Source organism: Bacteroides cutis (assembly GCF_900241005.1).
GTDB classification, from domain to species: domain Bacteria; phylum Bacteroidota; class Bacteroidia; order Bacteroidales; family Bacteroidaceae; genus Bacteroides; species Bacteroides cutis.
Genome location: NZ_OEST01000005.1, coordinates 280154 through 294799, shown reverse-complemented (window position 1 = coordinate 294799; position 14646 = coordinate 280154). Strand labels below are relative to the sequence as shown.

Genomic DNA, 14646 nt, shown 5'->3' with positions numbered 1-14646 from the left:
TTATCTAAAGCGTTTTTCTTTTCAGACATAAGCACTACACTCCGTTTCGTTGTAAGGAACAGCAGTTTCCATTAGTGGAAACGAGCGTTCCCATTAAAGGGAACTGTCGTTTCTTTAGAGAGAAACCGTCGTTCCCATGAAGGGAAACTATAGTTCCCTATAAGCGGAAACGAACGTTTCTATAAAAGCTGAATCTGAGAGTTATTTACTTTCCAACCTCAATACACCTTTTCCAAGACCTTTACCGGTCGCTTCGAGCACAATTGTACCCGGTTTCTCGGTAGAAGCCACGATAGCAGTCATCATACCACTGAAAACTTTCATCTTCGGAGTCTGGAATGCTTCGAGCGAAGCAGGATTGCCATTGGCTCCGGCACGATAAGTTCCGGTACCTTTCACCTTAAAGCTGATTTCATTCTCTGCCAGCGGACAAAGGTTTCCATCTTTATCAACAACCTTAACCGTAACAAAAGACAAGTCTTTGCCGTCAGCTTTAATCTCACTGCGATCAGGAATTAACTCGATGTGATGCGGACGTCCGGCGGTATGTATCTCCTTTTCTGCGACAGCTTTACCGTTTTTATCGTATGCTACTACTTTCACCGTGCCCGGCTCATATTTCGTATCCATCCACATCAGGCGGTAACGTTGTTGACGCTTAAAGTGAGCCACAGAAGTGGAGTCGGCACTGTTATCGATCGTGACAGACAAGTCTTTGGTACGTTTGCCCTGGCTCTTACCGTTAATAAACAGTTCGGCAGACGGATAGTTGGTATATACAAAAACCGGAGTCACTTCACCTTCACGTCCCTCCCAGTTCCAATGCGGAAGAATGTGCAACGTCTCTTCGTTCTTATTCCAATGGCTGCGATAGAGGTAATAGCGGTCTTTTGGCAGCCCCGCAAGGTCAATGATACCGAATAGAGACGAATGGCTGGGCCAGTCGGTATAGTAAGGAGTAGGTTCTCCCAAATAATCAAAACCCGTCCACACAAACTCACCGATACAGTAAGGCAAATCCTCATGTTGGATAAAATCATCCTCCGGAAGATTGGACCAGCCGCAATGTTCCACATCATACGAAGAAGACTGGTGGTCGGGATACTTCTGCATGGAGCGTCGTTCTACCGGGAATTTATAAACTCCGCGAGAACTGACAGTAGAAGCCGTTTCACTGCCCAGAATAATCTGTTGGGGTAATTTTTTATAATTCTCCTGATATTTATGCGGACGGTAATTAAATCCCGCAACATCCATCACGGCAGCCATATTGTTGTTCACAACGGCATCAGGAGCATCCATACCCTGAGTAACCGGACGAGTGGGGTCTTCACGATGGCAAATGTCCTGTAAGAGGCGAGAGAGTTTCGGTCCACGATTACCATTCCATTGGTCGGGTACTTCATTACCGATGCACCACATCACGACACTCGGGTTGTTGCGATACTGATGGATCAAGTTCGTTAAATCCTTTTCTACCCATTCGTCAAAGAATTTATGATAACCATTTTGTACTTTTGCGGCTTTCCATTCATCAAAAGACTCCGCCATCACCATCATCCCCATCTCATCACAGGCACGGATCAGTTCGGGAGCAGGCATATTATGGGAAGTACGAATAGCGTTACATCCCATATCCTTCAAGATACGTATCTGACGGCGGATACCGGCTTCATTGGCTATTCCCCCCAAAGGACCGAGATCGTGATGATTGCATACCCCCTTAAAAACAGTCCGTTCTCCATTCAGATAGAAACCTTTATTGGGAATGATTTCAATGGAACGAATACCAAAAGGAGTGGTATATTCGTCTTTCAGTGTATTACCTTCATAGATTTTTGTCACAGCAGCATATAAAACCGGAGTGTCAGGTGACCAAAGCATCGGCATAGTCACCACAAAGTCTTGGCTAAAGGTATTCCCATCAAATTTTGTTCCTTGCATTTCATTGGTAGAGATCACTTTACCGTTACGATCCTTCAGTTCGGTAACAACGCGATAATCGGTAAACGACTTACCGGCAGGTACTGACAGATTAGTTTTGAGGTTAACCTTCGCATACTCCTTCCTCACAACAGGAGTGGTCAGTTGTGTACCCCACGTAGGGATATGGGCATCTTCATTGACTACGAGATGCACATTCCGGTAAAGTCCGGCACCGGGATACCAACGTGATGACTCGTTTTTGTTTTCCAGACGAACAGCCAGGGTATTTGTTTCACCTGCTTTCAGATAGGAAGTAGCATCCACATAGAAAGAATTATAGCCATACGGCCAAAATCCGGCTTCCCGACCATTGATGTAGACACGGGCATGACTCATGGCTCCATCAAAAACAAGAGTTGCCTCTTTACCGTGTGCAAAGGCAGGAGCGTCAAAGTTCAGACGATACCACCCTACCCCTACAAAAGGTAAGCCACCGGTACGTCCGGCATGTTCCATCGCTTCCTTTTGCCCATCCTGGCTGATAGCGACATTCTGTTTATCGTTGTTTATACTGAAAGGACCATAGATAGCCCAGTCGTGAGGTACAACGACCGATTGCCATTCAGCATCATTATAAACCTCCCGGCTGAATTCCGGGTTATCATCGCGAGTGAATTTCCAGCCTTTTTCAAAGGTTTGCTCTGTACGTACCTGCGCATTGGCTATGAATGACAAAGCCAAAAAGAAGGTTGTCAAAATCTTAATTCTTCTTCTCATGATATACTATCGGGTTAATATAAATTCAATATCTCCGGCATGTATCAATTCATCGTGCATAATACGAAAACCGGTATGCCGTTTACCATTCAGCTTCACCTCTTTTATATATCCGGCATCCGCAACCGGACGAACAGTGCGAATAACCAATTGTTTTTCTTTATAATAGCGAGGATCGAGTTGAATGGTTATTTTATCGAATGTCGGAACAGTAAGCGTATATTCGGGTATACCGGGACAATCGGGATAAAATCCCATCATACTGAAAATAGCCCAGGCAGACATCGTACCTGTGTCATCATTTCCCGGAATGCCATTCGGCCGAGAAGTAAAGTAGCGTGCCAATAAATCTTTTACCTGCTTCTGTGTACGCCATTCCTCCCCACGGAAATAGCTGAAAAGATACGGGTAAGCAATGTCCGGTTCATTCGCCGGATCATACAGTCCCTCATCAAAAATCTTCTGCAGCTTATTCACAAAGTTCTTTTTTCCTCCCATCAAGTGAGTAAGTCCGACAATATCATGAGGTACATAGAAAGTATAGTTCCAGGCATTACCTTCGTGGAAACCGGGACTCGGCGCAAAGTTAGCCCCTTCCATCGGATTAAAAGGAGAATAGAACGTACCATCGGGCAACAAAGGACGTAAGGTTCCGAATTCCTTACTATAATAATGGCGATATCCCAACGAACGATCATAGAAAAGGCGTGCATCCTCCTTTTTGCCCAAGGCCAAAGCTAAGCGGGATAACGCATAATCAGCAATATAATACTCCAACGCATGAGACACCGAGTTATCATATTGCTCACGCAAAGGAATATAACCCAATGAGAAATAATCGTCCGCATCGGGACGCATCAGGTTATCTTTTCCAGGAGTCGTAGCCGATTTATACATGGCTTCGTATGCCGTCTCCACATCAAAGTCACGCAATCCTTTCATCCATGTATCCACAATCACCGGGATAGAAGGGTCACCTTCCATCGTTAATGTCTCGCGTCCATAAAGTTCCCATTTAGGCAACCATCCATGTTCGTGGTACATATCAATCATAGTACGAACCATATCCAACTGACGATCGGGGAACACAAGCGTCATCAACTGATGTACATTGCGATAAGTATCCCAAAGAGAGAAAACCGTATAACGGTTTCCTTTGACTGTACGTATCTCGTTACTTTCCATTGCAGGATATTGTCCGTTGATGTCTTGCAGGATATTGGGATGAATCAGGAAATGATACATGGACGTATAGAACACACGACGTTGTTCTTCCGTTCCACCTTCTACAAGAATACGGTTCAAGTCCTTATTCCATGCTTGACGGGCGGCAATATGTATCTGTTCAAAGTTTCTTCCCTCCTGCTCTACTTCCAGATTTTGACGGGCATTGGCAATACTCACGAAAGATACCCCCATACTGACTTCTATCACTTCTCCTTCCGTGGTATCGAAAGTGAACCAAGTACCGATATCATCCCCACTCATTTCTTTGGTATATGAAGTATAAATCTTACGTTTACCAGAAGTAAAATCCCATTGTGCCTCAACTGTCATGGGACGCATTTGTTTCCAATAGCCACGTGTTTTCGGGGATTTGTCGATACGCATCACAAAATAGACGGGAAAAACCGCATTGGGATTATAACAGAAAGACCCCAACAACTTGCTGCCTTCTATCTCCCGATCGTTTACAAAACGAACCGTGGCACCCGTTTCGTTCGTTAATCCCTCGCCCAAGTTCAAGAGAATATTCCCTTGTCCGGCAGGAAAGATGAAACGCGCACGACCTGTGCGAGGGGTAGCCGTCACCTCCGTTTTAATGCCATACTTAGTGAGATAATTGGAATAATATCCCGGAGAAGCCTGCTCATCTTTATAACCGCTACCATATTGGAGATAATCAACATTCAAAGCACCGGCAGTGGGCATCAGTAATAAAGAACCTAATTCCGGACATCCCACACCACTCAGGTTGACATGGGAATATCCCGTAAAATATGTATTCTTATATTCGTAGGGAGTAGACCACCATCGGCTATCCTTATCAATATTCCCATCGACAGTTCCCATCACATTGAAAGGAACTACAGACATCATACCTTGCGGACAAACTGCTCCAGGATTTGTAGTCCCATAATTAGTAGTTCCCACAAAAGGGTTTACATAATCCACAGGCGATGTAGCAGAACCTTGAGCCCCGACGGAAACAACGGGGAATACAAGAAATACCCAATATAAAAATCGTTTTTTCATACTCATCTGCATAAATCCTCTTTCTTTTTATTTTATAATAATTTCATCTGTGAAAACCCAACCACCGAAGTTTTTATCAGCATGGGCCCGAAAACGTACGTATCGTGCACGGGCATCTCCTTTCCAGCCCAAATTCTTAAAGGTGAAAACTTCCGACTTCGAGCTTTCATGGACAAAATGCGTCAGTTCACTGAAGTTCATGCCATCGGAAGAAACGGAAATAATAATTTCGCCCGGTAAGAAGACTTCAGGTCCCACTACCTGAATAAAATCCGCACTGACGGAATGAATTTCCATTTCGGTTTCAAGGTCTATGGTTACATCCAGACGATCGCGCGAGATAAACCCCTGCCACGCTCCGTCAGAATATGTCCAACTTCCCCGTTTTCCATCAGTAAGGGTTTTGTCTCCCTGCGCAGAATAGGACTGGTTATAAGGGACATTGTATATCACGGGTTTACCTAAAGCCAAATGGTCGACCGGTTGTAAAGTCTCCGGACGATCACCGATTTCATCTTTCAAGGAGAACGTATGATATCCTTGTGATTGAAGCCAATCCACTTCTTTCAGAGCACGGCAGTGGAAATCGGTATACGATTTGTGGGCAGGATTGCTCCATCCTACTTCAGCCAAAGCTAGCATGCGCGGATAAATCATATACTCACAATGTTCATCGGTCTGAATGTATTCAGACCAAAGATTAGCCTGTACACCATAAATGAGTTCAGCTTCCTCGTCTGTCAAGGCTCCGGGCAACGGGTTATAGGAATAAATTTTCGACAGGGGCAGATATCCGCCAATAGCTTCGGGTTGCGAATAGGGAGCATCTTGATACTGATCGATATAACAATAAGCTCCAGGAGTCATAATGGCACGATGTCCGGCTTTTACGGCTTCAATACCACCTTCTTCTCCCCGCCATGACATCACGGTGGCATTAGGCGCCAAACCACCTTCCATGATTTCGTCCCATCCCAGCAGTTTACGACCATGTTTATTCAGGAACACTTCAATGCGGTGAATAAGATAACTTTGCAACTCATCCACATTTTTAAGTCCTTCGTCCTGCATGCGCTTACCGCACCTGGAACAAGTTTTCCAGGCAGCTTTGCCCGCTTCATCACCGCCTACATGAATATATTCCGAGGGGAAAAGTTCCATCACTTCGGTCAACACATCTTCAAGAAAGGAGAAAGTCTTCTCATTACCCACACAGAAGTCAGCACTTTTATAAGGCTCGCCCGAACAAGAGAGTTCAGGATATGCCGCAAGAACTTCTTCTGAATGTGCCGGCATTTCTATCTCCGGAATAACCGTGATGTGACGTTCGGCGGCATATTGTACTAATTCACGGATATCATCCTGAGTATAATATCCACCTTGGGCACGAGGGTCGGACTCTTCACAGTATTTGCGTCCATCCTTGGCAAGCCACCATTTTTTCCAATTAGCTTCCGGCCGCCAGGCGGCAAATCCGGTAAGACGCGGATATTTTTTGATCTCAATTCTCCATCCCGCAGCATCCGTCAAGTGCAAGTGCAGACGGTTCAGTTTGTAGCGCGCCAAGACATCTATCTGTTTCTTAACAAAATCTTTACTACGGAAATGGCGGGAAACATCGAGCATCAGTCCCCGGTAATCAAACTGCGGAGCATCTTCCACCTCGATAGAAGTCACTTTCCAGCTTGCATCACCGGCAGGTTCGGTCAATTGCAGCAATGTCTGTAATCCGTAGAATAATCCGGCATCACTAACAGAACGGATAAGAATCTGTTCAGGAGTGACTTGCAACGTATAACCTTCGGAAACAGGAATAACATTCCCAGTTTTTTGCAGGATTATCACATTCTTACGTGTAGTTTTCTTTCCTTTAAATTCTTTACAGAATGAAACAGGAAATGTAGACAGATAAGCAGCCAGTTTTTTTTTCTCCTCTCCTTTCAGATTTGTATATAATTGGGTTTCTTTAGAGATACAGAAAGTTCCGTTTCTCTGCTTCACTTTCAGCGGTACAGGAATGATGGATTGTGCCATTGCAATGCCGCCACCCAACCAGAGGACGGCAAGCAATAATACACAAATTACGTAGTTGATTTTCAGCATATATTTCTGTTAACTGTATTATTTCGTCCCCCAACGGGTCGGTTTATCAGTCATCATCAGTTCCAATGTTCCTCCTTCCATTAATTGATCATGGGTGAAGAACGGCCTATCCAATGGCTGTCCGTTCAACGTAGCAGATTCAATGTACTTATTTTCCAACGCATTATTCTTAGCAACGATACGGAACATCTTTCCAGCGGGTAGTTTGATTGTCACGGTATTAAACAACGGTCGTCCGATAGAGTATTCGATACGTCCGGGACAAGGCTGATAAAATCCCATAGAGTTCATAATATACCATGCCGACATCTGTCCGCAATCTTCGTTTCCCGAAAGCCCGTTCGGATCATTAAAATACTGAGTACGCAATACGCTATCCACCAATGCCTGAGCTTTCCAAGGCTGCTCCACATAATTATACAGATGGATAATATGATGGCTCGGTTCGTTTCCGTGCGCATATTGTCCGATAAGTCCCGATATGTCTGCTGACACCAAACTACCTTCCAAAGAAGAATCTGCCGTAAACAAAGAATCGAGTTTACTGATAAATCCTTCACGTCCTCCCATTAATTCAACCAATCCGTCTATATCATGGGGTACGAACCAAGTCCATTGCCAGGCAGTACCTTCACAATAGTCATCCTCACGGTGATTACTGGAACGGGGATTAAAAGGAGTACGCCATTGTCCCTCAGAATTTTTTCCACGCATAAAACGAACTGTAGGATCAAAATAATGTTTATATGCCTTAGCCAGTTTTTGATAACGATGTTGTGTAACCGTATCACCCAAAGAACCGGCAAGCAGACTGATACACCAGTCATCGTATGCATACTCCAGCGCTTTGGCCACCGATTCATGTTCTTTATCACAAGGAATATAGCCCAATGTATTTTTGTAATATTTGGATATTGGCATCAGAGCGTTCTTCTTCAAATAATTAGTAGTTGCAATCGGAGACAAGGTATCATACTCCGCACTACGAAGGCAAGCTTTAAGCGCCAGAACCGCATCAAAATCACGATTACCTTTCATATAGGCATCTACAATGACAGGGACAGCGTTATATCCGATCATTGTACCTGTATAGTTGCCCGCCAATTCCCACATCGGCAGTATACCTCCATCCTGATATTGTTGTAATAACGCATGGATGAAGCCTGTATTCAGTTCCGGGTCAATGATGGTCAGTAACGGATGCAAAGCACGGAATGTATCCCACAATGAAAAGATGGTGTACATCGGTTTACCTGTTTCAGCGGTATGGATTTCACGATCCAGCCCTCGATAACGTCCGTCAATGTCGGTAAAAAGATTAGGGGATATTCCGGTGTGGTACATAGCTGTATAAAATACGGTCTTCTGCTGCTCATCCGGCGTATCAATATCTATTTTGGAGAGATAGTTGTTCCATGCCTGCCGAGCATCGGCTTTTACTCTTTCAAAATCCCAACCGGGGATTTCAGTAAGGTTCTTTTGTGCTCCTTCCTTATCTACGGCAGAGAGGGCTATTTTTACCAATATCTGTTCATCCTTCGCCGTTGCAAAATGGAGTAATGCTTTCTTAATGGGTTGTATGTTCTTACCATCCAGTGACACTACAGAATCGGCCAATATCGTACAAGTAAAGGGTTTGGAAAATACGGCATAAAAATAGACATCATGCTTCCATGCCCATCCGTTAGTATTTTTATAACCGCAAAGAGTAGAATCATTCACGATTTCCAACTCCAATTTACGGTTCTTCTGTCCCTGTAAAGAATAGTCCAGATCGAGAATAAAACCAGACTCTGTACTTTCGGGGAACGTATAACGGTGAAAAGCCGTACGCTCGGTGGCAGTCAGTTCGGCCTTCACCTTATATGTATCGAGAAAAACAGAATAGTATCCTGGAGAAGCCGCTTCATTTTCATGCGAAAAACGAGAAGCGTATGCCAACGTCTGTGTATCCGGTGCCACATGTTCCGTCTTCTGTACTCCCACCGTAGGCATCAGCAGGATATCTCCATAATCTCCACATCCCGTACCACTGAGATGGGTATGAGAAAAACCATTAATAGTACTGTCAGCTGTATAGTAACCCGAACAGGCATCCCAACCATATATACGTGTATCAGGGCCGGGTTGTATCATCCCGTTAGGTACAATAGCTCCGGGAAATGTATGTCCATGCCCTCCCGTACCAATGAACGGATTGACGTATGCTGCATAATCTGTCTTTACGGTTGTTGTACCGCAACCTGCAAGGAGTATCAGCCAGACGGCTCCTTGCAGGTATTGAGCTTTCAATTTCATAAGTAGCACAATTTAATGAAGGACTAAGAATAAAGTTCCTTTAATCTATCGTAATTTCATCCACAAACAAGAAACCGGGAAGCCCCTTACCACCATGCCAATCGGGAATAGATTTCTCTGAAGGAGCTATCACCCTTACATAACGTGCTTTTACCGGATCGAAAGCCAGCTTATGTTCATACAAACCATTACGGTCGGTTTCTTTCATAGCGGGATAGTCTTCGGAAGCAACTTTCGTAAAATTCTCGCCATCTTCTGAAATTTCTATAGTTACACCACGAGCATCAAAAATCCAATCACCTTTTTCTACACAAGCAGTGAAAGCTACGGTTGATATTTCTGTCGGTTCCAACAGATCGATAGTTACATCCATATCATTACGATAAAAAGCAATCCAACGACCAGTTTTATAATTACCGTTTCCTTTCAAACCGTCAGTTAAAGTAGTGACCCCATTAAATTCGTATTGTTTGTTTACCGGCTGATTAGCTTTAGTTGGTTTCGAGGTAGATTTACTGAAAAGAACTTTCTCCGTCAGCATACGGCTATTACCTATAGGACGAATGGAAAGCGCATTGAGAGTACAACTTTCCTTGATTACAAGAATACTGTCGGCTACGGGTGAAGCGACTGTCGGCTCCGTACCATCCAATGTATAGTAGATAGGTGCACCATCAATAGTATTCATTACAACATCGACGGTACCGATAGCAGAATTAGCTATAAAATTAGCTTTCACATCAAATATATGGGTAGCATAATTATATCCTTCTGCATCATATAATTTTATCAACTGTGGCAGACGTGAAAGAAAGTTTTCATAATTCTTCTTATCAGGATTGGTCCATTGAATTTCAGCAAGTGCGGCCCAACGAGGTAATGCCATATATTGCAAATGAGAGAAGGTCGGTATATACTCTGACCAGTGATTAGCCTGTACGCCCACAATATATTTCTGTTCTTCAGGAGTCAAAGAAGCCGGCATAGGCTCATAACTATATACACGTTCGATAGGCAAATATCCACCAATACCCAAGGGTTCGTTCTCTACATCTTTTGTCTGATAATAGTCGAAATAGAGATAAGTATTCGGAGTCATGATAACATCATGTTTCTGTTTGGCAGCCTCAATACCCCCTCTTTCACCACGCCACGACATTACTGTGGCATTCGGAGCCAGTCCACCTTCCAAGATCTCATCCCAACCGATGATTTGACGACCATGCTCATTTAAAAATTTCTCTGCGTGATTGATAACATAACTTTGCAGATATTCTTCCTTACTATGCTTGGCATCACCTTTAATACCCAGTTCCTTGATACGGGCTTGACACTTAGGGCAAGCCGCCCACTTCGTTTTCGGACATTCATCGCCCCCTACATGAATATACTCGGATGGGAACAGTTCCATCACTTCCGTCAAAACATCGTCTATAAAAGCCAGTACACTATCGTTACCGGCACAAAGCACATTATCCGATACCCCCCACTGTGTCCAGACTTCATACGGACCACCTGTACAACCCAAGTGTGGATATGCCGCCAAAGCAGCCTGCATGTGCCCTGGTAGGTCGATTTCTGGAATGACAGTAATATATCTGTCAGCAGCGTATGCAACAACCTCTTTAATTTGTTCCTGTGTATAGAAGCCGCCGTACGGTTTACCGTCATATTCACCAGAGTTACGCCCGATAACCGTTTCCTTACGTTTAGAACCCACCTCGGTCAACAACGGATATTTCTTTATTTCCAAGCGCCATCCCTGATCTTCTGTCAGATGCCAATGCAAACGATTCATATTATGCAAGGTCATCATATCAATGTAACTTTTTGCTTCATCAACAGTAAAGAAATGACGTCCTACATCAAAATGTACGCCACGATAATCAAAACGAGGATAATCGTTGATTTCAACAGCAGCCAATACAGGGTTACTGTTCATCACTACCGGAATAGATTTACGCAAAGTCTGGATACCGTAGAACACCCCGGCTTCACTTGCCCCTGAAATAGTAACTCCATCCGATGTAACCTTCAGTTGATAAGCCTCAGGCTTTTCGGCAGACAATCCGAGTTGCAGAAGGATATTTCCTTTTCCTTTCGTACCAGCTACTATCTTGTATTCGGCACCGGTTGCTTTCTTCAAATATTCGGCAAGATACTGAGCATTACGTTGCATTTTCTCATTTCCCCCGGGGTAAACAATCTCTGTCCCATTATTTAAGACAAACTCATCCCCCGACTCTGCTGTGATCTCCTGTGGAAGAGGAATTACCTGGTAATTAGCAGTTGTTTTTTCATTCGAACAGGAAACTAATATTCCCGTCATTGCCAGTAACCCGGCCAACTTGAATAGTTTTCTCATGATAATCATAAATATTTAAAGGTGTTAGTAAGTTTCACGTATATGTTTTATTGTAATCTCCGGTTTGTCTCCTTTCCTAATTTCCGGTGAAGTAATCGTGATCTTCTTTGTTTCGCCCGGTAACAGATCAAAAAAGTTGTCACTGAACCGTGCCCCCTGAATGGGTATCTGTACAAATACATCTTTAGCCAATTGACGAGTGTTCAATGTCACCTCACAACGGCCATCCAATGATTTCACTGTATATTTCACTGTAGTTTCAGGCAATTTCAGATCCTTGGTATGTCCGAAAAAGTGTACTCTTCGAGCCATCTCATGTCCGGATTTATCTTTCAATGTCAATAATAAGAAAGACTCTTTACGCCGATCTTCATTCCCCCATGTTTCTATAGTCTTACCAAATACCTTTTTCGAAACATTAGCGGGAACATCTACTGTGATCTGTTGCTTGCCTAACTTCTGTCCACTGAAATCAACCAATTGCATCGTAAGTGTCAGATCTGAAAGTTTTTCCAGTTTATCGGAGATCAAATAGACATTCAAATCGCCCTTTTCATGTACCACATTGATAAGCAAAGGCTCAAACGCCCGCTTTGCCTGATAATGCAATGCCTTCCAGTTGCCATAATAATCGATACCCGACCAAGAAACGACCGGCCAACTATCATTAAGTTGCCAATAGAGTGTTCCCATACAATAAGGGCGATTGCGACGATGCGCTTCCAAGCAATAACGCATACCCTGCCCTTGCAAGACAAGTCCTACATATACAAAATCCTCAAACTTCTGCGGAACAATGAAGTCACGTTCCATATAAGTATGTATCAGACTGTTTCCGATACTACTCTTCTGATGCGCATTCATTACCTCAGACTCTATTTCATAATCTTTCGGATTGGCAAACGTCGCGATTGTCTTCATTTCAGGGAAAGACTGAAAACCAAATTCACTCATAAATCGTCCCAATTCCGTATCGGATGACTCAAATGGCTTTTTGCCATACCATATTCCCCAATTATGGCTGTCACCAATATTCCATGATTCAGGTCGTCCCCAATTAGAAAAATAAGGAGAGGTATGTATGTAGAAACGATCATTATCCAGTTCATTTACTTTAGCGGGCAGTAATTCTCTGAACAACTTATTATAATCGCGATAGAACTGTTCGTATGTTTCTTTGGTATAACGGGACTGCCATCCCCAAAACTTCAATCCCTCTAGAATTTCATTATTACCGCACCACATGGCAAGACAGGCATGATTACGTAAACGCTTGATGTTATAATCAGCCTCTTGCGATACACGTTTCAGAAAAGTAGGATCGGCCGGATAGGTCGTACAACCGAACATAAAATCCTGCCACACCAAAACTCCATTCTCATCGGCAAAGTCATAGAAGCGATCATCCTCATAAGCACCTCCTCCCCAGACACGAACTACATTCATGTTCGCTTCTGTGATATCACGAAATAAAGTTTGATATCGTTCTGTAGTCATCGCAGGCAGTAAGGCATCATTCGGGATATAATCAGCTCCTTTGGCAAACATAGGGATACCGTTCACTTCAAAATAATAAGATTCTCCATATTCATCCTTTTCATTCACTAGACGCACTGTACGTAAACCAATACGATGATGCTTCCCGGCGATCACCTTTCCATCACAAATCACTTGTGCAAAAAAGTCATACAATACAGGCTCTCCCCAGCCATTCGGCATCCAGCGTACGGGTTTCTCTACCGTTATCGGCAAATTTATACTGTTTTTTCCGGGAAGTAAAGTCACAGACCGTTTTACCGTAGTGTTTTCTCCTCCTTTTAAAGAATAAGAAACCGTAATTTCCGCTATTTCCTGTTTTCCGGATATATTAGTTAGCTCCAAGTTATTAGAAAGTTCCGCTTTTTCATCCGTCAATGAAAGTTGCTTGACGTGATAATCATCAATCGTAGCTATATCATAGAATTTCAAAGTAACCGGACGCCAAATACCACTGGTCACCATTCGTATTCCCCAGTCCCATCCGTAACTATAAGGAGCCTTACGGGTAAACACACTCAGATGCTTATCAAAATGATCATTATCCGCCGGATAATCAAAGCCGTTGGATTTCCATTGAGGAAGCGTTTGTTTGATGGGAGAATGAAAAAGAATGTGTAATCTGTTTTCTCCTTCTCGCAACACTTCCTTTACAGGAACAGAATATCCCACAAACATATTATCGGACTTCAGCAACAATGAACCATTCAGAAAAACGTCAGCATACGTATCCAGTCCTTCAAAAATGATTTGTGCCGCTCCCCGAGAGAGCTGTTCGGAAGTTACTTGAAAGGTAGTTTTATATTCCCAGTCTTCACTTTCTACCCATTGAATTTTCTTTTCATTAGTACCATAGAAAGGATTGGGTAATAATTTATGACGCAACAAATCCTGATGTACCGTACCCGGTACAATCGCCGAACGCCAATTATCTGTTCCAAATTGCGCAAATGTCCACCCTTTATTTAAAGATACTATTTCCGAATTATCCTTTACTTGTCCGTAAAGGAGAGTTGAACAAGAGATAAGTCCACATAGGATTTCTTTTTTCATAGTCTATATTTTAAAGGAACAGGGACAAATATAAGCTATTTTCATGAATTAAAGACAATACACCTTTACATTTTACAAAAATATCAATATATACCACAGGGAATTCGTTCTTTTTTTATAAAAAACATAATTCAGAAAGAATTAAGAAGAAGTAGAGTTCCTCTTTTCACCTATATTTTGAATGCTGAAAAGAAAAGCCCACATCATGGATACCATCTTTCGAGAACGATATATTAACTTTGACCTGAATTATATTTAGTTATTTAAAAAGCTATACAGATACATAGAACCTAAGAAAGTATTTATACATTCTTTGGTGGATGATTGGAAAA

General features: G+C 43.0%; 6 protein-coding genes. All 6 read right to left on the bottom strand.

Translation table 11 applies throughout. The annotated features are described in order from the left end of the window. Positions 1-201 precede the first annotated feature (201 nt). Positions 202-2703, bottom strand: a complete 2502-nt coding sequence (galB, locus tag C1A09_RS12520; RefSeq protein WP_101544719.1) for a beta-galactosidase GalB — start codon at positions 2701-2703, stop codon at positions 202-204. Positions 2704-2709: 6 nt separating this feature from the next. Beyond that, a complete protein-coding gene (locus tag C1A09_RS12515) occupies positions 2710-4959 on the bottom strand; it encodes a GH92 family glycosyl hydrolase (RefSeq protein WP_101544832.1) in 2250 nt (749 codons plus the stop codon). Between the two features lie 27 nt (positions 4960-4986). Continuing rightward, the gene (locus tag C1A09_RS12510) at positions 4987-6993 is read right to left on the bottom strand and encodes a family 20 glycosylhydrolase (RefSeq protein ID WP_245875027.1); all 2007 of its coding nucleotides are present in this window, start codon (positions 6991-6993) and stop codon (positions 4987-4989) included. Between the two features lie 87 nt (positions 6994-7080). Continuing rightward, positions 7081-9360 (bottom strand): GH92 family glycosyl hydrolase, encoded by a 2280-nt coding sequence (locus C1A09_RS12505; protein ID WP_101544714.1) that lies wholly within the window; start codon positions 9358-9360, stop codon positions 7081-7083. Between the two features lie 40 nt (positions 9361-9400). After that, positions 9401-11725 carry a family 20 glycosylhydrolase gene (locus C1A09_RS12500; RefSeq protein WP_101544712.1) on the bottom strand — a complete coding sequence of 775 codons (2325 nt, stop codon included), beginning with the start codon at positions 11723-11725 and terminating at the stop codon, positions 9401-9403. A 24-nt stretch (positions 11726-11749) separates the two neighbouring features. Next, on the bottom strand, positions 11750-14314 hold the full coding sequence (locus C1A09_RS12495) for a beta-mannosidase (protein WP_101544709.1): 2565 nt from the start codon (positions 14312-14314) through the stop codon (positions 11750-11752). Positions 14315-14646 lie beyond the last annotated feature (332 nt).